Source organism: Nocardiopsis sp. FR4, assembly GCF_009830945.1.
Taxonomy (GTDB): Bacteria; Actinomycetota; Actinomycetes; order Streptosporangiales; family Streptosporangiaceae; genus Nocardiopsis.
The window spans coordinates 28,544-47,921 of the sequence record NZ_VWVV01000003.1 but is presented as its reverse complement, the minus strand read 5'-3'; the positions used below and the strand labels follow the sequence as shown (position 1 = coordinate 47,921).

Here is a 19,378-nt window from a genome sequence, read left to right as displayed (position 1 = left end):
GGAGGGCTCCCCTCCCGCCGGAGGCGCCCCGTGCGCGGCGGCGGCCGCGCCGGTGCCGGCGCGGCCGCCCGTCAGCCCGGGTTCCGCGGCGGGGAGGCCCCGACGCGGGGCGGCGGGTCAGCCGGTGTAGGTCGGGTCCTGCTCGACCGGGGCGGCCGGGGCGGCCTCCGGCGGAGCCGGGGTGGCCTCCGGGGCGGACGGTTCGACCTCCGGGGCGGACGGCTCGGCCCCCGGAACGGCCGGAGTGGGCTCTTCGCAGGGCCCGGCGGGCGCGGGGGCCCCGGAAGCCTGCTCCTCCTTCTCCTTCGGCACGCAGTGGGTCTCCTCGGCGGGAGCGGGGGACGGGGAGTCGTCGGCGGAGGCGGGGGCGGCGCCGAACAGGGCGGTCGCGGCGACACCGGCGATGATCAGGTAGGCCTTCAGGCGCATGGCGGTTCCTCGGTGTTGTGTGTCGGGTTCGTGCGCGCGGGGTGCCGCCCCGCGCCGCGGTCCGGCGGCGGCCGGCTCAGTCGGAGATCTCGACCGGGGTGCCGATCGGCAGGTTCTCGGCCATCCAGGTGACGTCCTCGTTGGAGACCCGGACGCACCCGTGGCTGACCTGGCGGCCCAGGGCGTCCTCGTCGTCGGTGCCGTGCACGGCGAGCTGGCCGGGGCCGCCCGCGAAGGTCTCCAGCGTCTCGGAGAACCCGCTCAGCCCGAAGGCGTAGACCCCGTAGGGCCCGTCCGGGTCCTTCGGCCGGAGCAGCTCGGTGAAGTAGTAGCGGCCCGGAGGGGTGGGCGTCTCGCCCTCCCCCGTGCCGATCACTCCGCCGCGCACCTCCTCCTCGCCGTCGAAGACGGTGAAGGCGAACTCGGAGAGGTCGACCTCCACGCGGAACGGCGTGGAGCTCAGCGACACCTCCTCGCTCCGGATCCAGCCCGTGGTGCCGTTGGGGCGGACCGGCAGCAGCACCCGGAGCCACTCGCCCCGGTTCTCCTCGACCAGGAACACGCGGTCCACGCCGAAGTCGTTCGGGCTGGCGAGGGTCTGCAGCACCTCGTCGCCCCCCGGCTCGGTGCGGACGGTGATCCCGTCACCGACGACCGTGGCGATCTCCGCGCCCCCGGGGCCGGAGGCCGACACGGCGGTCTCCGTTCCGTCCTCGGCCGCCGGGGCGGACGAGCAGGCGGCGAGCGCGGCCAGGGCCGCGGCCGCGGCGAGCGGCGCCAGGGAGCGGTGGGGTCGTCGTGCGGTTGTCGTGGCTCGACGCATGGACATCCATCCGGGTTCTCGGGGAGTCGTCCGGTGGCCTGTTCCGTGCCGGACGACAACGAAGACTGGTCCACGGATGTGAAGAACCCGTGTGCCCGTGGTGTGGGTCCCGTGTGCTGACCTGGGACGGCTTCCGAAGGCCCGGCCGGGGCCCGTACGGGGGCGCGTACGATCGAGCCGCACCGAGGCCCCCGGGCCGCGAGCCGAACGGAGGACACCGTGTGCGCGCATGTGCTGGTCGCCGAGGACGACGTCAACCAGGCCGACCTGATCCGCCGCTACCTGGAGCACGAGGGGCACTTCGTCCGCGTGGTCCACGACGGTCGCGCCGTGATCGAGGAGCACCACCGCGAGCGCCCCGACCTGGTGGTCCTGGACGTGATGATGCCCGTCATGAGCGGCCTGGACGCGTGCCGGGCGCTGCGCGCGGAGTCCGACGTGGCGGTGCTGATGCTCACCGCGCGCTCCACCGAGGACGACCTGCTGGCGGGGCTGGACCTGGGCGCGGACGACTACGTCACCAAGCCGTTCAGCCCGCGTGAGCTGATGGCCCGGGTGCGCACCCTCCTGCGCCGGACCCGCAGGGAGGCGGAGGAGCCCGATCCGGTGCTGCGCGCGGGCCCGGTGGCGGTGGACACGGCGCGCCACGCGGTGCGGGTGGACGGCTCGTCCGTGCGCTGCACCCCGGCCGAGTTCCAGCTGCTCGCCGCGCTGGCCGTGCGGCCGGGGCGGGTCCTCAGCCGGGCCCAGCTGTTGGAGCACATCCACGGCATGAGCCGGTTCATCACCGAGCGCACCATCGACGTGCACGTGAAGAACCTGCGCCGGAAGCTGGAACCCGACCCGCGCAGGCCGGTGCGGCTGGTCACCGTCTACGGCGTCGGCTACAAGCTCGTCGGGACCGCCGATGACCGGTCCGCCTAGGCGCGCGCTGCGGCACAGCCTGCTGGCCCGGACGCTGGCGAGCTCGGTGCTGGTGGCGGTCTGCTCGATCACCGCGACGGCGTGGCTGGCGGTGCAGCGGACCACGGAGTCGCTCACCGTGCAGCAGGGCGAGACCCTGGCCGTGGACACCCGCATCCACGACACGCTCGTGGCCTACGCGGCGACCCACCCCGAGTGGGACGGCGTGCAAGCGACGGTCCGGGAGCTCGCCGAGGAGACGGGGCGGCGCATCGTCCTGACCACGGAGAACCGTGGGCTGGTCGGGGACTCGGCGGACGGCGCCCAGCCGCTGCCGCCGCGCACCTCGTCGGTGGTCGACCCGCTGGCGGTGGACGTCACCCTGGCCTCCGACGTCGTGGGGCGCATCGACCCGCGCGCGGTGGGCCCGTTCGCGCTGGCGGAGGAGGAGTCCGCCCGGCTGCTGGATGCGGCCGAGACCGGCGCGGCCTGCCTGAACGGGTCGTACGGCCTGGCCGTGACGGCGGAGGCGGGGCCCAGCGGGCGCCCCGTGGTGACCGGCGCCCAGGTGGACCCCTACCTGTGGGAGGACTGCGGTCTGGCGGTGCTGGACGGGCCCACCGGGACGGAGCGGGAGGCGTTGGCGGAACTGAACCGGCTGGTCCTGGACTGCCTGGGTACCGCGGACTCCGAGGAGGCGCGGGCCGAGTTCCGGATGGACGTGGCCACGGGGCTCCCCGCGGCCTTCCCTCCGGCCGTGGAGCCCAGCCCTTCCGCGAGTGCGGACGAGGCCCGCGCGCCCGGGGACCCCTCGCCTCCGGAGGAGGCGTTCCCGGGGGCTCCGGTGGAGGAGGACGGCGTCTCCGCGGACCCGCCCCCGGAGGCCGTGGAGCACGTGGACGTCGGCGGGGCGCCCTCGGAGCCGCCCGCGGAGGAGCCTTCTCCGGGCGGGGCCGGGTACCCGGTCCCGGAGGAGGCCCAGCCGACCCCGGGTCGGGGCCCGGACGTTCCGGAGGCGGAGCCCGAGCCCCTCCCCCAGCCCCCGGTGTTCGACGCGCGGACGTCGGCCTGCCTGGACTCGGCCCGCCGCGACCAGCTGGACCCCTACGTCGCCCCGGCCGCCCTGTTGTTCATCGACGACCCGGACCGGGAGGCGGCGGGCGTGTTCCCGCTGACCGGGGAAAACCTCACGCGGGTGGCCAGTGTGGTGCTGCTGGTGCTGGTGCTGACGGTGGGCGTGAGCGTGGCGGTGTCGGCCCGGCTGGTCCGGCCCGTGCGCGCGCTCACCGACGCGGTGCGGCGGATGCGCGAGGGGCGCGGGGGTTCCCGGGTCGAGGTGCGCGACTCCGGGGAGATCGGGCAGCTGGCGGACGCGTTCAACGAGATGTCAGAGCACCTGGAGCGCCTGGAGGGCCAGCGCAGGGCGATGGTCAGCGACGTCTCGCACGAGCTGCGCACACCGTTGAGCAACCTGCGCGGTTGGCTGGAGGCGGCCCAGGACGGGGTCGCCGACCTGGACCGGGACCGGATCGGGATGCTGGTCGGCGAGACTCTGCTTCTCCAGGACATCGTCGACGACCTGCGGGACCTGGCCCAGGCGGACGCCGGGGAGCTGCGGCTGTCCCCGGAACCCCTGGACGCCGGGGCGCTCGTGGAGCAGGTGGTGGACGGCCAGCGGCTCCGGGCCGGGGAGGCCGGGCTGCGCCTGGTCGCGGACGCGGAGGAGGGCGTGGTGGTCGCGGCCGACCGGACCCGGCTGGCCCAGGTGGTCGGCAACCTGCTGGGGAACGCGCTGCGGCACACCCCGGCGCCGGGGACGGTCACCGTGGCGGCGTACCGCGCGGACGGGGACGCGGTCATCGAGGTGGCGGACACCGGGGTGGGCATCGCGGCGGAGGACCTGCCGCACGTGTTCGACCGGTTCTGGCGGGCGGACAAGTCGCGCAGCCGGCGCACCGGCGGCAGCGGCCTGGGGCTGGCCATCGTGCGCAACCTGGTGGAGCTGCACGGGGGTTCGGTGGAGGCCGCCAGCACACCGGGGCGGGGTACGACGTTCACGGTGCGGCTGCCGGTGGAGGGGCCTGAACCGGGGTCGGGGCCGGGCGCACGGCCCTGAGCGGAGGTGGAGGCGGTGCGGAGGGGAACCGTCCGGGCCGGGCGCCCCGCCCGCGGCCGTGCCCGGGCGGCGGGAGGGCCCGGCGCGGACGCGGCGCGGGTTCACCGGTCCCCGGCGCCGCCGATGACGTAGGGGTCGGGCGCGGGCAGGTCGCCGTCCAGCGGCAGCTCGACCACGGGCACGTACCTGCCGATCGCCTCGCCCCCGTACTCGCCGCTGTAGCTGAGGACCCCGCCGCCCGCCCTGACCTCGTGGGCGCTGTTGAGCAGCATCAGCTGGGCGCCCACCTCGGTCGCGGTGGGCGGCCCCTCCAGGTCCATCCCGTTGGTCATCCGCACGGCGCTGGCCGCCACGGCGAAGGCGTCGTGGTTGACCAGGGCGTACCCGTTGTTGAACGCGCTGGGGTCGTCGTCGCCGACGTACTCGTGGAAGGCGTTGACGAAGGACGCGTAGTGCGGCGGCGCCTCGGCCGAGGGGTCCCCGGACGCCCAGCGGGGGTCGGTGGCCGAGGCGTAGACCAGGGTGAGGTTCCCGTCCCGCAGGTGGGCCATGACCTCCTCGTCGTCCAGCGGCGACAGCCCGATGACGGCGAACAGCACCCGCAGGGGCCGGTCGGAGCAGGCCCGGCTGGCCAGGGAGCCCAGGAACTGCCGCAGGTCCGGGGCGCGGCCCGCGAAGAGCACCGTGTCGGTGCCCGAGGCGCACACGTTGAGGGTCACCGTGTGGAACAGGCCAGAGCGGGGCGGGGTGTCGCCGGTCGTGCCGACGTACTCCTGGGCGTGGCCGGTGAGGAAGCCGCCGAGCTGGTCCCGGTAGGCCTCGCGCAGGGTGGTGACGAACAGGTCGGGCTCGGTGGTGTCGTAGACCAGGGTGGCGCGCACCGGCTCGTCCAGCGCGTCCAGGTAGGCCCTCAGGGCGCGCACGTACTCGGTGTTGCTGGGCGCGGCGCGCACCAGCCCCTCGGTCTGGTCGTGCGCGAGGCCGTCGGCGGTGACCGCGGCGGAGACCATGGGGATGTCGTGCTCGTTGAGGACCCGGGCCACGTCGCGGGTGGAGTCGATGCTCACGCCCATGCCGATGACGGCGACCAGGGGCCGCTCCTCGTCCTCGGACAGGGCGACGAGGTCGTTCACCACCGGCTCCCACTGCCGCTGCCGTCCGCCCATGTTGGCCAGGAGCAGCTGGATCTGGGGTTTGCGGTCTCCGAAGTGGTGGGAGTGGTTGGCGCGCATCTGTGCGGTGTAGGCGCCTTCCAGGGACCGCCGCATACGGGTGGGGTCCATGGGACTGACGTCACCGAAGGTGAGGGTTCCCAGCAGGGCGATCCGGACGACGTGCCCGTCGGCCTCCTCGGCCACGCGGGCGTTCTCCCGGGCGATGTCGGCCTGCACCTCCTCGTACGCCTCGTGGTAGAGGTGGGCGCCGTCGGTGACGCCGACGCACTGCCCGTCGATCCGGCGCACCCCGTTGAGGGGTCCGCCGCAGGTGAAGACGTTCCAGTAGAGCAGGCCCAGGACGAGGAGGAGGGCCACCGCGGCGGGGGCCAGGAGCTTCCACCACCGTCGCAGCCACCGCGCGAGGGGGGAGCTCGGCCGGTGGGGCGAGCGGCCCCGGGTTCCCGGCGCGTCGAGGGGGGCGGTCATGTTCGTCCCTTCCGTGTCAGGCTGCCGCTCACACCGCGGTCCCGAACCTGGCGGCCATCTGCAGGTGCCAGATCGCCTCGTCGTAGAGGTGGTTGGCCCCGGTGGGGACCCGCTCCGCGAGGTGGTTGAGCGCCATGTGGCAGGCGGAGTGCAGGGCGCCGGAGGAGAAGAAGTCGGGATCGGCGAGGATCTGGCGCGCCGTGACGAGTTTGGCCACGGTCTCGGTCTCCTCGGAGTCCTCCGTCCTCCCCTCCGGCACCGCGCCGCGCCAGGTGTGCGCCCAGGAGTCCAGGAGGGGGTAGGACGGCCGGGTGCGCCGGGGAGCCGAGGTCACGGCCCGGAGCCTGCGGACCCACTCCCGCCCGTCGACGTCGGGGGAGACGAGCCAGCCCTGGAGGTGCCAGGCCACGCGTTCGAGCTGTCCGGCGCAGAGGCGGTGGTAGATCTCGAACTCGACGGAGTCGCCGGTACCGGCCTCTCCGCTCTGGTAGTAGTCGGCGAGCCTGCGGTGGACGGCGTCCCAGGCGCCGGGGGACCCGGTGGGGCGCCTGGCCAGGCTCCGGAACAGCAGGCGGCGCAGGACGGTGGTCGCCTCCGGGTTCCGCGGATCCCAGAGGGGGTGGGCGAGGAGGCGTTCCTCCTCCACCCGTTCGGTGAGGTCGCCCGCCCGGTTCAGCCACAGGGCCGCGTCGACGCTCCGGGCGGCGGAGCAGGTCACGAGCGCCTCCCGCAGGCGGTGGTCGAGCTGGTCGGGGGCGGTGCCGAGCGCGGTCGTGAGCATGTGCTCCTCGACGGTGGAGGCCGACCGCATCCGGGTGGCCGGGTCGACCGGCCGGTGGGAGAGCGCCTCGTGCAGGCCCTCGCCGCCGACCGCGACCCAGGCCCCGGCGAGCTGGGCGGTGGTCCCGGGGTGCCCGCCGGTGAACTCCAGGAGGATGTCGGCGATCTCCTGGGAGACGTGGCCGCCACCCCCGGAGCGGGCGCGGGCCCGGGAGACCAGCTCCTCGACGTTTCCCGGGTTCAGGGGGCTCAGGGGGGAGAACAGCATGTTCCTGGCGCTGTCCCCGTAGAAGGATTCGAGCGGCAGGCCGTCGACCGTTCCGGCGCTGGTGGCGACCACGGTCAGCGGTTCGGGGAAGCCCGCGCCGCCGAGGAGGGACGGTCTGCCGTAGGGGACCGGCACCTCCGCCAGGGAGCGGAGGAGCACCGGTCCCACACCCTGGTCGGCGTTGTCCAACAGGACCACGGGGGTCGGCTGGCGGGTGATCTTCCTGGCGGCGTTGCGCAGGTCGGCGAACAGGGCGTCGGCGAGGAAGCGCGCCACCTTCTCCCGGTTGGAGACGCGGGAGACGGGGTCCACGGCGTCGGGGTCCCTGGCCTGGCACCACAGGTGGTAGAGGGAGTCGGTCACCTGCTCCCGGGGCTGGGCGCCGTGGCCCTGGCCGCGCATCCACTCGAAGACGCGTTCCAGGGCGTGGGCCCCCATCCCGGAGACCGCGGCGACCCACTTGGCGATGTCCACGGGAAGCGGTTCGACGCCGATCAGCTCGGCGGGCGGGATGAGGTCACCCGCGCCGCCCAGGACCCTGCCCAGTCCGCCCAGGCCGGTGGGCCAGACCTCGTTGACCAGTTCGGCGATCCTGGCGTGCGCCCCGTCCGTCCCGGTCTGGAGCGCGCCCTCGGCCGGGGCCTCCTCCGGGTCGATGTCCAGACGGATGGTGACGAGGGCGGTCCAGAGCCGGGGGAAGCGCAGGCGTCCGTAGTATTTCAGCGCCCGCGCGAGCCCTCTCTCCTCGGGGGAGGCGATGGCGGCGAAGACGTCCGGAACGCTGGAGTGGTATCGGGCGGAGGCCAGGTCCAGGTGGGCGTAGGGGACACCGTAGTCCTCCAGTTCGCGCGCCTTGTGCCGGAGGAAGTGGGATTTCCCGCTGCCCTGCGGCCCGTGCACGACCAGGACGGGCCGGCGGCTTCCCCGCGGGCCCGACCACCCGGGGTCGGTGAGTGTGTCGTAGCAGGTGGACTGCGCCGCCTGTCCGACCGGTGGTGCGTCACCGTCCGGCGCCTCCGTACCCGTAGCCACGCCCGCGCCGCCTCCCGTTTTCTCTTGTCGGTTTCGGACTTCCCGCACCATGATGCGCGTTCAACGCGGATTTATGATCCTAGCCGTTTTTTGTGACACATGCGTTATGTGAATGATCCGATGTATGACTCGTTTGATAACTTTAATGCTTTTTGTTGAAGAAGTTAATGATGTTACTGAAGGGAGTTCAGCAAGACGAGCGGGAAAGGTGAGCGGGATCCGCCCGGACCGCTTTTCCCCAGCGGCACAAAACCTCTTTCGCCACTGATCCGGTCCTGGTGTGATGGGACGAGACTCCCCAAGCGAAACGGAGGGTTCGTGACGATCACCGGGACCGCGGCGACCGCCGACGCGCACACACCCGCGGCCTCCCCGCCGCTGCCCCCGCCCGGTCCTCCCGACGCCCGCGGCCCCTGGCACTACCTGTGGTGGATCATCGTCTCCCAACGGCGCAGGGTCCTGACCGGCGCCTTCTGGAGCATCGTGTGGATGGCCGGGCTGATCGCGGCGCCCTACCTCCTGTCCCGGGCCGTGGACGACGGCCTGCGCGCCGGGGACCCCGGCGCGCTGCTGCTGTGGGCCTCCGCGCTGGCGGCGGCGGTGGTGCTCAACGCCGCGACCTCGATCATGCGGCACCGCACCATGACCTTCGTCCGGATGGACGCCTCGCTGCGCACCATGCGGGCGGTGGCCAGGCACGCGGCCCGCCTGGGGTCGGCGCTGTCCCGGCGCCTGACCTCGGGCGAACTGGCCGCGGTCCAGGTCCTGGACACCGTCCGGATCGCGCAGATCCTCACCATGACCGGTCCGGGGGTGGGCGCGGTCCTGGCCTACTGCGGGGTCGCCGCCCTGCTGCTGACCGTGTCCCCGCTGCTGGCGGTGGTCGCGGGGGTCGGGGTGCCGCTGCTCGCCCTGGCCGTCGGCCCCCTGCTGCGCGGCATGCACGCCAGGCAGGCGGAGTACCGGCGGCAGGAGGGGGCTCTGACCACCCTGGCGGCCGACATCGTGACCGGGCTCCGGGTGCTGTGCGGGATCGGCGGCAAGGAGCGGTTCCTGACCCGGTACCGGGAGCGCTCGGCGTCACTGCTGCGGCAGGGGTACCGGGTGGGTGCGGCCACCAGCTGGTTCGAGGCGGTCAACCTGTGCCTGCCGCTGGTCTTCCTGGCCGCGGTCACCTGGATCGCCGCCCGGCTGGCGGCGGCCGGGGAGATCACCCCGGGCGAGGTGGTCGCCGTGTACGGGTACGTGGCGGCGCTCGTCTACCCGGTGTTCTTCCTGGCGACGGCGGCCAGGGACCTCGCCCAGGGGTACGCCTCCCTCGAACGGGTGGCCCGGCTGCTGAGCACCGAGCCCCCGGCGCGGGGCGGAGGCCGCGCGCCCTGCCCCGACGGCCCCGCCTGGCTGGAGGACCCGGCGACCGGCACCCGGATACCGCCGGGCTCGATGACGGCCCTGGTGTCCGTGACGCCGGGGGAGGCGGCCGCGGTCGCGCGGCGGCTGGGCCACCACGAGGACTCCGACGCCCTCTGGGGCGGGGCCCCGATGCGGGACATGGACCTGGGGCCCCTGCGCGACCGCGTCCTGCTCAGCGACGACGAGGACTACCTCTTCCCCGGGCCGCTGCGCGAGGTGGTGGCGGTGCACGGCGACCGCACCGACGAGGAGGTCACCCGGGCCCTGCGCACGGCCGGGGCGCTGGACGTCGTCTCCGCCATGCCGCACGGCCTGGACTCGACGGTGGAGGCCCGGGGCCGCAACCTGTCCGGCGGACAGCGCCAGCGGGTGCGGCTGGCCCGGGCGGTCCTGGCGGACCCCGAGGTGCTCCTGCTGGTCGAGCCCACCTCGGCCGTGGACGCGCACACCGAGGCGCTGGTCGCCGACCGGTTGCGCGAGGCCCGCCGGGGGCGCACGACCGTGGTGGTGGGCACCTCGCCGCTGCTGCTGGCCCGCGCGGACCGGGTGGTCCTGCTGTCCGCGGGACGCGCGGTCGCGGCGGGCACGCACGGGGAGCTGGTGCGGGAGCGGTCCGACTACCGGGCGCTGGTCCTGCGCGGAACCGACGAGGGGATACCGGGATGACCGCTCCGACACCGGCCGCGGACGGCGGGCGGCCCGACCAGCGGCTGCCGGTGGCGGATCCCGCCACCGTGCGCGGGGACGCCTGGCGGATCCTGCGCGCGGACCGCCGGAGGCTGTCCTGGGCCGTGGTCCTGACCTGCCTGGCCAGCGTGGTGGGGCTGGTCGGCCCCTATCTGCTGGGCCGGATCATCGACCTGGTGGAGGACGGCGACGCCTCCGTGGCGGCGGTCGACGGCCTGGCCGCCGGGGTGCTGGCGTGTGCCCTGGCACAGCTGGTGCTCACCCGCTACGCGCAGCTGGGTGCCTACCGGTTCGGGGAGCGGGCCCTGGGCCGGGTGCGCGAGGAGTTCGTCGACCGGGCCCTGGCCCTGCCCACCCGGGTGGTGGAGCGCTCGGGCACGGGAGACCTGACCAACCGGGCCTCGGGGGACGTGGGCGTGGTCGGCCGGACCCTGCGCGGCGGGATACCCGAGGTGTTCCCCGCCCTGATGCAGATCCTCTTCCCGCTGGCGGCGCTGTTCTGGCTGAGCCCGCCGCTGGGTGCGGTCGTGCTGGTGGCGCTCCCCCCGGTCTGGTGGGCGCTGCGCTGGTACCTGCGCCGGTCGCGGGCCGCCTACCTGGCCGAGGGGGAGGCCACCTCGACCGCCCTGGAGGGGGTGACCGCCACCGCCGAGGGCGGGCGCACCGTGGAAGCGCTCAAGCTGGCGCGCACGCGGGTGGCGCACACCGACGGGGACGCCTGGCGGCTCCACGAGGCCCGGCGGCGGACCCTGCGCCTGCGCTCGGTGCTGTTCCCGGTCAGCGACGCGTCCTTCGCCCTGCCCACCGTGCTGGTGCTGCTGGTCGGCGGGTTCCTCCACCTGGACGGCGCGCTGGGCCTGGGCACGGTGGTGACCTGCTGCCTGTACACCCAGCAGGTGGGCCCTCCGGCCAGCCAGATCATGTTCTGGGTCGAACAGCTCCAGAGCGGTACGGCCTCGTTCGCGCGGCTGCGCGGGATCGGGCGGGCCGCGACCGCCCCCGCCTCCGCGCCGGCGTCCCCCGTCGACGACCGGATCGAGGTGCGCGGAGCCCGCTACGCCTACACCGACGGGGAGGAGGTCCTGCGCGGAATCGACCTGACCCTGCGACCGGGGGAGAGACTGGCGGTCGTGGGCCCCTCCGGGGCGGGCAAGACCACCCTGGGCCGCCTGCTGGCGGGGGTGGACGTCCCGCGCTCGGGGAGCGTGCTGGTGGGCGGGGTCCCGGTGGCCGACCTGCCCACCGAGGAGCTGCGCAGACGGATCGTCCTGGTCAACCAGGAGCACCACGTGTTCGCGGGGACGCTGCGGGAGAACCTGGCCATCGCCCGCGAGGACGCCGGCGACGCGTCCCTGCTCGCCGCGCTGGCGGCGGTGGGCGCGGACTGGGCGCGTGGGCTGCAGCAGGGGCTGGACACGCCGCTGGGCGCGGGCGGTGCGGCGCTGGACCCGGCGCGGGCCCAGCAGCTGGCCCTGGCCCGGGTGGTGCTGGCCGACCCGCACACGGTGGTGCTGGACGAGGCCACCTCACTGCTGGACCCCACCACCGCCCGTGACACCGAGCGTTCCCTGGGCGCGGTCCTGGAGGGCCGGACGGTGGTCGCGATCGCGCACCGGCTGCACACGGCGCACGACGCCGACCGGGTGGCCGTGGTGGAGGACGGCCGAATCACCGAACTGGGCACCCACGACGCCCTGGTGGCCGCCGACGGCGCCTACGCCGCCCTGTGGCGGGCCTGGCACGGCACCGGCTGAGTGCGCCCGGCCGTGGGGGTGGGCCCCCGCCGTCTGTCACCGGGGCCGGGCAGGATGGGCGGCAGACCGCCGCCACACCCCGCGAGGAGCCGCCATGTCCGATCAACGCTGCGCCTGGGCACGGGGGCCGTCCGACCTGATGCGGGACTACCACGACCAGGAGTGGGGCAGGCCCTCCCGCGACGACGCCCACCTGTTCGAGATGCTCGTCCTGGAGGGCGCCCAGGCCGGGCTGTCCTGGTCCACCGTGCTCAACAAGCGGGAGAACTACCGGCGGGCCCTGGAGGGCTTCGACCCCGACCGGATCGCGGCGTACGGCCAGCCGGACACCGACCGCCTCCTGGCGGACGCCGGGATCATCCGCAACCGGCTCAAGGTGGCCTCGCTCCCCCGCAACGCGCGGGCCTTCCAGCGGGTGCGCGGGGAGTACGGCTCCTTCGCCGCCTACCTGTGGGGCTGGGTGGACGGCGACCCGGTGGTCAACCGCTGGACCGAGCAGTCCCAGGTGCCGGTGAGCACGGCGCTGTCCGACCGCGTCAGCCGGGACCTCAGGAAGCGCGGCTTCACCTTCGTCGGCACGACCATCGTCTACTCCTACCTCCAGGCTGTCGGCGTGGTCGAGGACCACCTGGTGGGCTGCCCGGCCAAACCGGGCTGAGCGCGGCCGGGGCTCAGCCCGGTTCCGGCGCCTCGACGGGAGGGCGCCCGCGCTCGGTCCGCCACCAGCGCCGCACCCCCACCTCCCGCAGGAACGCGTGGTCGTGGCTGGCCACGAGCAACGCGCCCCGGTAGTCGGCGAGGGCCTCGGCGAGCTGGCGCTGGCTGTCCAGGTCGAGGTTGTTGGTGGGCTCGTCCAGGACCAGCAGCCGCGGCGGCGGGTCCGCCAACAGCAGCCGGGCCAGGGCCACCCGGAACCGCTCCCCGCCGGACAGGTCGCCCGCCCGCTGCCCCACCCGGTCGCCCCGGACGAGGAACCGGGCCAGGTGGGCCCGCACCCGCTGCGGCGAAGCCGAGGGCGCGGCCGCCCGCACGTTGTCGAGCACGCTCCGGTCCTCGTCCAGCACGTCCAGCCGCTGCGGCAGGTACCCGATCCGCTCCGTCGCGTGCGCCACCCCGACCGCGGGGTGGTCCGCCTCGCCGACCACCGCGCGGAGCAGGGTGGTCTTGCCCGAGCCGTTGGGCCCGACCAGCGCCACCCGTTCGGGGCCTCGCAGGTACAGCCGCCCGTCGCCGGGGCCGCGCAGCTCCAGCACGGTGTGGCCGGCCGGGACCTCGGTGCCGGGCAGCGAGACGCGGATGGTGTCGTCGTCGCGGACGGCCCCCTCCGCCCGGTCGAGCTCCTCGCGTGCCCCGGCCAGCTTCTCCTCCTGCATGATCCGGTGCTTGCCCGCCGCAACCTGGGCGTCGCGCCTGCGCTGCTTCATGACCACGCGGGGTTCGCGCTTGGTGTCGTACATCTTCTTGCCGTAGCGCACCCGCCGGGCGAGCTTGACGTGCGCGTCGGCGAGCTGGCGCTTCTCCCGGCGCACGTCGGCCTCGGCCACGCGCACCATGCGCCGCGCCGCCTCCTGTTCGGCGGCCAGCTGCTCGGCGTAGGCGGAGTAGTTGCCGCCCCACACGCGGACCCGGCCGTCGCGCAGTTCGGCGATCTGGTCGACCCGGTCCAGGAGCTCCCGGTCGTGGCTGACCACGATGAGCACCCCCCGCCAGGAGGCGACCGCCTCGTGCAGCCGTTCCCTGGCCCGGCGGTCCAGGTTGTTGGTGGGCTCGTCGAGCAGGGTGACGGCGGGGCGGCGCAGGGCCAGTCCGGCGAGCGCGGTCAGCACGGCCTCCCCTCCGGAGAGGGTGCCGACGGGCCGGTCCAGCGGCCGGTCCCCGGCCAGGTCGACGCCGAACCGTTCGAGCTGGGCGAGCGCGCGCTCCTCCACGTCCCAGTCCTCGCCGACGGCGGCGAGGTTGGCCTCGGTGGCCGCGCCCGCCTCGATGGCGTGCAGTGCGGCGCGGACGCGGTCGACGCCCAGCAGTTCGGCCACGGTGCGGCCGGTGTCCAGGGCCAGGCCCTGGTCGAGGTAGCCGACGTCGCCGCGCACCGTCACCGTGCCCGAGGCGGGGGTCAGCCGCCCCGCGACGAGGCGGAGCAGGGTGGACTTGCCGCTGCCGTTGCGGCCGACGAGCCCGGTGCGACCGGTGCCGAAGGCGGCGTCCAGGCCGGTCAGAGCGGGGGTGCCGTCGGGCCATGCGAAGGACAGGCCGGTGCAGACGACGGAGAGGGACGGGGACAAGCGGACCTCCAACGGGCGGGGAGCTGTGCCTGGGAACGGGGGATCTCGTGTCCTCGGCCCATCGGACTCTCCTCCTTCGGAGCACTTGATGCGACTGTTGTCGCAATAGCGAGCATGACAGGAGTGGCCAGCAAATGCAACTACAGTTGCGTTATGACCCCCGACACTCCCGGGACCGCCAGACCCGGCGGCCGCACCGCGCGCAACACCGCCGCCGTACTCCAGGCCACCCTGGACGAGCTGGGCGAGCACGGCTACGCCGCGCTCACCGTCGAGCGCGTGGCCGCCCGCTCCGGCGTCCACAAGGCCACCGTCTACCGGCGCTGGGGAGGGGCGGACGGGCTCGTGGCCGCGGCGCTGGAGTGGTCCGCCTCCCGCACCTGGGAGCCCGAGCGCACGGGCTCTCTGTACACCGACCTGCTCGCCCTGGCCCGGGCCGTGCTGCACGGCTTCACCGAAGCGCCCGAGGGCGCCGTGTCGGCCGCCTCCGTCGCGGCGGCCTTCGCCTCCCCCCGGGTGGCTGAGGCGCTGCGGGTGTTCATGGTCGACCGGCACGAGCGGGCCGCCGTGGTGGTGGCCGAGGCCGCCGCCCGGGGCGAGGTTCCCGAGGGCACCGACCCCGCGCAGGTGGTGCGTTCGGCGATCGCCCCGGTCTACTACCGGCTCTTCGTCAGCCGCGAGCCCGTGGCACCGGCCGACCTGCGCCTGGCCGCCCGGGTCACCGCCGACGCCGCGGCCCGGGGCGCCTTCGTGCCCGGCGGCTGACGCCGCGGGGCGGGAGCGCACGTCGCGGCCGCGCACGGACCGTGTGCGGTGGAGGGCCCGCGGGTCCGGACGACACGGAGTGGAACTCGACGGTCGTCCCGGCGGAGGGGGCGCGCGGGGCCCGAGACGGCCGACGGGCGGTGGCGGCGTGCCCACGCGCCGCCGAACGGGCGGTCCTGCGGGGGAACCCCGGGGTCAGGGGGCGGTTCCACGGAGCGCGGTCAGGCCACGCTGGCCCTGCTGCGGACCGGGACCAACCCGCTCCGGAAGGCCCAGACCACGAGCTGGACGCGGTTGCGCAGCCCCCGTTTGGCCAGCACGCTGGACACGTGTGACTTGATGGTCGTCTCGGACAGCCCGAGGATCTGCGCGATCTCGGCGTTGCTGGCTCCGGTCGCGACCAGCGCGACGACGTCCTTCTCGCGGGAGGTGAACTCCTCCCGCCAGGAGGACTCCGGATCCTCGTCCGGGCCCACGCGCACGGCCGCCTCGTAGCGGACGAACTCCTCCACGACGGTGCCGACCACGGCGGGGTCCAGCACGGTGTTGCCCTCCCGAAGCGAGCGCACGGCGTCGGTGATGACGCACATCTCGCTGCCGGTGAGGATGTATCCGCCCGCTCCGGCCCGCAGGCAGGAGACGAGGTTCTCCCTCTCGTTGGGCACCGACAGGGCGAGAACGCGGACCCGGGTGTCGCGCAGCTCGGCGAGCTCGCGGACCACCTCGTTCCCCCTCTCCCCCAGGGCGACCATGTCGACGACGGCCACGTCCGGACGGAGATGCCGGGCCTTGGCCACGGCTCCCCGCAGGTCGCCCGTCTCTCCGACGACCTTGATGTCGTCCGTCGCGTCGAAGGCCGTACACAGCCCCAGTCTTACTACGTCCTGGTCACCGATAATGAGTACGCGGGTAATCAGTGGACCTATCCCCTTTTGCGTCGGGACCGCCGGGCGTGGGGGAGGAAGTTGACCCCGGAGGCATCCGTGCCGAAACAATCCAACCGTCATTAAATCCCCGATCCCGTACCGGTACACCCTCGCCCCGTGGCCACATGTGGCCACGGGAACCGAAATACGAGGCGCCACCAGGGGAAAGGGCAAGGTTTGACGATCCCACGCCAGGGACATTTCAGACATATAGCATTAATTTTTGTTTGAGCAGGTCAGGGGGCCGGAGAATTCCCAACAGGTCCAGTGGGTCTTTTCCAGCCGAACATCCAGGGTGCCGTTAGGGGCACCCCATCCTTCGGGGCACCCCGTTCCGCGAAACTTACCTACTCACGCGCCCCAGGCCACCGGAAGGGATTGCACCCCGTACACCGCGGAGGCGTCGCGCATACGGACGTTCCGCGGCGCGACGGCCAACCGCAGATCCGGCAGGCGCCGGAACAGCGCGCCGTACCCGATCCGCAGTTCCATCCGGGCCAACTGGTGGCCCAGGCAGTGGTGCGCGCCCACCCCGAAGGCCAGGTGCATGGGCCGCTCCCGGTCGGGGTCGAGCGCGTCGGGTTCGGGGAAGGCCCTCGGGTCGCGGTTGGCGGCGGCCAGGGAGACCACGACCGCCTCGCCCGCCCGCACGCGCTCCCCGCGCACCTCCAGGTCCTCCCGCGCCACCCGCATCGCCCCGAACTGCATGATCGTGAGGTGGCGCAGCAGCTCGTCCACGACCCGCTCCGACCGCCGCCGATCGGGGCCGGTGAGCGCCCCACGCCACCCGGCGGGCCCGGTGAGCAGGGCGAACACGCCCAGGGAGAGCATGCTCGCGGTCGTCTCGTGCCCGGCGACCAGCAGCAGGAAGGTCATCGCGGTGACCTCCTCCTCCGTCAGGTCGCCGGTGCCCAGCAGCCCGCTGACCAGGTCCTCCCGGGGGCTGCGGCTCCTGGAGCGCACCAGGTCGGCCAGGAAGGCGCTGAGGTCGGACAGCGCCGCCGTGACTCGCTCCGCGGGCTGCTCCACGTCGAAGGCGACCGCCGTGTCGCGCTGGAACCGGTCCCGCTCCGCGTAGGGGACGCCGAGCAGCTCGCAGACGACCAGGGACGGCACGGGCAGGGCGTAGTCGCGCACCAGGTCCGCGGGGGCTCCCCCGGCGGCCATGCGTTCCGCGTACTCCTCCGCGATCTCCGCCACGCGCGGCTCCAGCAGCGCCATGCGCCGCCGGGTGAACTGCCCGGCCAGGTGCCTGCGGTAGCGCGTGTGCTCGGGCGCGTCCATCCGGACGAAGAAGCCGGGCGCCGCCGGAGGCGGCGGCTCCTGGCCGCCGGGCGGGACGCGCAGGTCCTGGCGCGCGCTGAACCGCTGGTCCGCCAGGACGTCGCAGGCCAGCTCGTAGTCGGTGACGAGCCACCCCTCCGTGCCGTCGGGGAGGGCCAGCCGGGTGATCGGCGACTCCTCCCGGAGCTCGGCGAACCGCCGAGGCGGGTCCAGGGCGTGCTCGCGGGCGGTGGGCAGGCTCACCGGGCACGCCGGGCGGGTCGGGGTGCCGGCCGTCCGGGTCGGGCTGTCGGCCATGGACTCGTTCCTCTCTTCGCCGACCCCGCCTTCGCCGGACCCCGCGTTCACGGGCGGGCGGCGGGCGCCCCGGCTCTGGCGGCGGCCATCGCGGTGACCAGGGTCGTGTGGTAGCAGGTGCGGAACACGTAGGCGGTGGCCCGCTCCCCCGCGCGCCCGGCCAGGACGGCCGCGTCGAAGGGGGGTCCGGGCAGGGAGCCGTCGGGACGCTGGGCCGCGGCGAGCTCCTCCCAGCCCCGCCGCTCCAGGCCGGGGTCGGCGCCTCCGGCGATCCGTGCGCACAGGAGCAGCTCGGCGGCCAGGTCCAGGTGGCCCTCGTCCAGGTAGGCGCGCAGGAGCCCGGTGAGCACCCGGGCCATCCGCGAGGCGTCGCCCGGCAGGGGCCGCGCCCCGAAGTCGGTGGCGTACAGGACGGTGTGGGTGACTCCGTAGGCGTCGTACTCGCCGGTCCGCCCGGCGTGCTCGGCCACACAGGCGTCGTAGAGCGGCTCGGTGCCGGGCAGCTCCGGGGGGGCGGGCAGCCCGGCCAGGCCGAGGACGTGCCGCAGTTCCAGGGCGTGCACCGGTGAGGTCCCCGGCCCGGGCACGGCCGGGGGGTGCCGCTCGGCCAGGGCCGTCACGGTCCCCGTGGGGCGGCCCAGGTCGGCGAGCAGGGCGAGCAGCCACAGCCGGTGGGCGGGACCGGCGGGACCGGGCGCGTCCCCGGCCTCGGGGAGCACGTCCAGGGCCGCGGCCACGGCGGCGCGCTCCAGCCGTGCGGCCCCGGGGTGCGCGGCCCCCGGGCCGCCCCGGCGCAGGAGGCGGCAGAGCATGAGCAGCTCCAGAACGGTGGCCCCGGCGAAGTCGCGCGGCGGGAAGTGCTCGTCCCACCGCGTCCCGAACCACGGTGCGTGGTCGGTGAGCCAGGCCAGGGCCCCGTCCAGCACTCCGGACGCGGTGCCGTGCTGCGGGGTCGGTGTTCCCGTCTCCGTGCCCATCGGTCCTCCCCGTGGTCTCCTCCCCGACCCTAGGGCGGGCGCCGGCGGCGCGCCTCGGTCCGGGGAACGAAACGCGCGCCCCTCCCGCGGACCGGCCGGGGCGGGCCGAAGGTCGGTCCCTCCTCCCTGGGGAGGAGAAAAGCCCGTGTTCGCCGTGACGCGCGGTGGGGAGGCTGGTGTGAGCGCCCCCTCCGAGGGTACGGTCAAGCCCGCCCGGCGCCGGGAACGCAGGCGCCGGACGACACCCAACGGACACTGGAGGGGGACGGTATGGGGGATATCGACCTGTCGCTGATCGGGGACCTGTACCGCAGGTACCGGGACCCGCTGGCCGAGGTCCGCGACGCGCAGCGCGCGTTCCTTCGGCGCACTCGCGGCACCATGACACCGCAGCTGGACGACCTCGAAGCCGAGATCACCTACCTGCTGCTGCGCGAGGCCCGGCCGGACACGGTGATGGAGCTGGGCACCTTCCACGGCTGGTCCACCACGTGGATCCTGTCGGCGCTGCGCGACAACGGCGCGGGCACGCTGCACTCCTTCGACATCGTGGACAACGTGGTGGCGAACGTGCCCTCCGACCTGGCCCTGGGCCGGTGGGAGTTCCACAAGGGGGACGTCCGCCAGAACACGGAGCGGATCCCGGAGGGCATCGGCTACCTGTTCGTGGACGCCGCGCACAACGGCCGGTTCGCCCGGTGGTACCTGTCCGAGCTGTTCCCCCGCGTCGCCCCCGGTACCCCGGTGAGCGTCCACGACGTCTTCCACGGCAAGCGTGCGCTGCCGTTCACCGAGGGCGCCGTGGTGCTGTCGTGGCTGCGCCGGACCGGCACGGACTTCTTCACCGCCTCACGGAAGAAGGCCCCCGCCCCCTACACCGCCCTCCTGGAACTGCGGGAGGAGCTGGGCCTGGGCGAGCCGGTGCGCACCAGCACCGACAACCCGATGATCTACTTCCGGATGCCCGACCACCGGGTCCCCCAGACCACGCGCTGACCC

The 19,378-nt window shown here is 74.4% G+C and carries 15 protein-coding genes; 7 read left to right on the top strand and 8 right to left on the bottom strand.

Annotation, left to right across the window (positions count from 1 at the left end; all coding sequences use genetic code 11):
* Nucleotides 1-117: 117 nt before the first annotated feature.
* Both FYW95_RS04920 and FYW95_RS04915 read right to left on the bottom strand, forming a co-directional pair.
* Entirely contained in the window at nt 118-429 is a 312-nt protein-coding gene (locus FYW95_RS04920; protein WP_159941606.1) for a hypothetical protein, read from the bottom strand.
* A 76-nt stretch (nt 430-505) separates the two neighbouring features.
* Nucleotides 506-1,258, bottom strand: coding sequence for a L,D-transpeptidase family protein (locus FYW95_RS04915; RefSeq protein WP_236567675.1), 753 nt, complete (start codon nt 1,256-1,258; stop codon nt 506-508).
* 213 nt (nt 1,259-1,471) lie between these two features.
* Between FYW95_RS04915 and FYW95_RS04910 the strand changes: the two genes are divergently transcribed.
* Together FYW95_RS04910 and FYW95_RS04905 are read left to right on the top strand one after the other, a co-directional pair.
* On the top strand, nt 1,472-2,176 hold the full coding sequence (locus FYW95_RS04910) for a response regulator transcription factor (protein ID WP_159941605.1): 705 nt from the start codon (nt 1,472-1,474) through the stop codon (nt 2,174-2,176).
* On the top strand, nt 2,160-4,271 hold the full coding sequence (locus tag FYW95_RS04905; RefSeq protein WP_159941604.1) for a sensor histidine kinase: 2,112 nt from the start codon (nt 2,160-2,162) through the stop codon (nt 4,269-4,271). The genes FYW95_RS04910 and FYW95_RS04905 overlap by 17 nt, the downstream gene beginning before the upstream one ends.
* 101 nt (nt 4,272-4,372) lie before the next feature.
* Here the strand turns inward: FYW95_RS04905 and FYW95_RS04900 are convergent, their stop codons facing one another.
* Both FYW95_RS04900 and FYW95_RS04895 read right to left on the bottom strand, forming a co-directional pair.
* Entirely contained in the window at nt 4,373-5,914 is a 1,542-nt protein-coding gene (locus FYW95_RS04900; protein WP_159941603.1) for an ABC transporter substrate-binding protein, read from the bottom strand.
* Between the two features lie 28 nt (nt 5,915-5,942).
* Nucleotides 5,943-7,994 carry a hypothetical protein gene (locus tag FYW95_RS04895; protein WP_160050045.1) on the bottom strand — a complete coding sequence of 684 codons (2,052 nt, stop codon included), beginning with the start codon at nt 7,992-7,994 and terminating at the stop codon, nt 5,943-5,945.
* Nucleotides 7,995-8,318: 324 nt separating this feature from the next.
* Here FYW95_RS04895 and FYW95_RS04890 point away from each other — a divergent pair, with 324 nt between their 5' ends.
* The 3 genes from FYW95_RS04890 (at nt 8,319) to FYW95_RS04880 (ending at nt 12,506) form a co-directional block, all read left to right on the top strand.
* Nucleotides 8,319-10,073 (top strand): ABC transporter ATP-binding protein, encoded by a 1,755-nt coding sequence (locus FYW95_RS04890; RefSeq protein ID WP_370462976.1) that lies wholly within the window; start codon nt 8,319-8,321, stop codon nt 10,071-10,073.
* A complete protein-coding gene (locus FYW95_RS04885; protein ID WP_159941601.1) occupies nt 10,070-11,848 on the top strand; it encodes an ABC transporter ATP-binding protein in 1,779 nt (592 codons plus the stop codon). Before FYW95_RS04890 ends, FYW95_RS04885 begins: the two co-directional genes overlap by 4 nt.
* A gap of 94 nt (nt 11,849-11,942) precedes the next feature.
* Nucleotides 11,943-12,506, top strand: coding sequence for a DNA-3-methyladenine glycosylase I (locus FYW95_RS04880; protein WP_159941600.1), 564 nt, complete (start codon nt 11,943-11,945; stop codon nt 12,504-12,506).
* Between the two features lie 13 nt (nt 12,507-12,519).
* Here the strand turns inward: FYW95_RS04880 and FYW95_RS04875 are convergent, their stop codons facing one another.
* Nucleotides 12,520-14,130 carry an ABC-F family ATP-binding cassette domain-containing protein gene (locus FYW95_RS04875; RefSeq protein ID WP_159941599.1) on the bottom strand — a complete coding sequence of 537 codons (1,611 nt, stop codon included), beginning with the start codon at nt 14,128-14,130 and terminating at the stop codon, nt 12,520-12,522.
* Between the two features lie 153 nt (nt 14,131-14,283).
* On the opposite strand from FYW95_RS04875, the gene FYW95_RS04870 reads away from it, so the two are divergent.
* On the top strand, nt 14,284-14,895 hold the full coding sequence (locus FYW95_RS04870; RefSeq protein WP_159941598.1) for a TetR/AcrR family transcriptional regulator: 612 nt from the start codon (nt 14,284-14,286) through the stop codon (nt 14,893-14,895).
* Between the two features lie 221 nt (nt 14,896-15,116).
* On the opposite strand, the gene FYW95_RS04865 is transcribed toward FYW95_RS04870, so the two are convergent.
* The 3 genes from FYW95_RS04865 to FYW95_RS04855 all read right to left on the bottom strand — a co-directional run bounded on the left by FYW95_RS04865 (nt 15,117) and on the right by FYW95_RS04855 (nt 18,379).
* Nucleotides 15,117-15,902 carry a LuxR C-terminal-related transcriptional regulator gene (locus FYW95_RS04865; protein WP_159941597.1) on the bottom strand — a complete coding sequence of 262 codons (786 nt, stop codon included), beginning with the start codon at nt 15,900-15,902 and terminating at the stop codon, nt 15,117-15,119.
* Between the two features lie 270 nt (nt 15,903-16,172).
* Nucleotides 16,173-17,402 (bottom strand): cytochrome P450, encoded by a 1,230-nt coding sequence (locus FYW95_RS04860; RefSeq protein WP_159941596.1) that lies wholly within the window; start codon nt 17,400-17,402, stop codon nt 16,173-16,175.
* Nucleotides 17,403-17,449: 47 nt separating this feature from the next.
* A complete protein-coding gene (locus tag FYW95_RS04855; protein ID WP_160050044.1) occupies nt 17,450-18,379 on the bottom strand; it encodes a DUF6895 family protein in 930 nt (309 codons plus the stop codon).
* 270 nt (nt 18,380-18,649) lie between these two features.
* Here FYW95_RS04855 and FYW95_RS04850 point away from each other — a divergent pair, with 270 nt between their 5' ends.
* On the top strand, nt 18,650-19,375 hold the full coding sequence (locus FYW95_RS04850; RefSeq protein WP_159941594.1) for a class I SAM-dependent methyltransferase: 726 nt from the start codon (nt 18,650-18,652) through the stop codon (nt 19,373-19,375).
* Nucleotides 19,376-19,378: the final 3 nt, after the last annotated feature.

What these genes read in the sequence shown, in the direction of transcription:
- FYW95_RS04850 (WP_159941594.1), top strand. Translation starts at nt 18,650, where the DNA reads ATGGGGGATATCGACCTGTCGCTGATCGGGGACCTGTACCGCAGGTAC.
- FYW95_RS04905 (WP_159941604.1), top strand. Translation starts at nt 2,160, where the DNA reads ATGACCGGTCCGCCTAGGCGCGCGCTGCGGCACAGCCTGCTGGCCCGG.
- FYW95_RS04900 (WP_159941603.1), bottom strand. Translation starts at nt 5,914, where the DNA reads ATGACCGCCCCCCTCGACGCGCCGGGAACCCGGGGCCGCTCGCCCCAC.
- FYW95_RS04865 (WP_159941597.1), bottom strand. Translation starts at nt 15,902, where the DNA reads ATGACGGTTGGATTGTTTCGGCACGGATGCCTCCGGGGTCAACTTCCT.
- FYW95_RS04870 (WP_159941598.1), top strand. Translation starts at nt 14,284, where the DNA reads ATGACCCCCGACACTCCCGGGACCGCCAGACCCGGCGGCCGCACCGCG.
- FYW95_RS04885 (WP_159941601.1), top strand. Translation starts at nt 10,070, where the DNA reads ATGACCGCTCCGACACCGGCCGCGGACGGCGGGCGGCCCGACCAGCGG.
- FYW95_RS04860 (WP_159941596.1), bottom strand. Translation starts at nt 17,402, where the DNA reads ATGGCCGACAGCCCGACCCGGACGGCCGGCACCCCGACCCGCCCGGCG.
- FYW95_RS04880 (WP_159941600.1), top strand. Translation starts at nt 11,943, where the DNA reads ATGTCCGATCAACGCTGCGCCTGGGCACGGGGGCCGTCCGACCTGATG.
- FYW95_RS04920 (WP_159941606.1), bottom strand. Translation starts at nt 429, where the DNA reads ATGCGCCTGAAGGCCTACCTGATCATCGCCGGTGTCGCCGCGACCGCC.
- FYW95_RS04855 (WP_160050044.1), bottom strand. Translation starts at nt 18,379, where the DNA reads ATGGGCACGGAGACGGGAACACCGACCCCGCAGCACGGCACCGCGTCC.
- FYW95_RS04915 (WP_236567675.1), bottom strand. Translation starts at nt 1,258, where the DNA reads ATGTCCATGCGTCGAGCCACGACAACCGCACGACGACCCCACCGCTCC.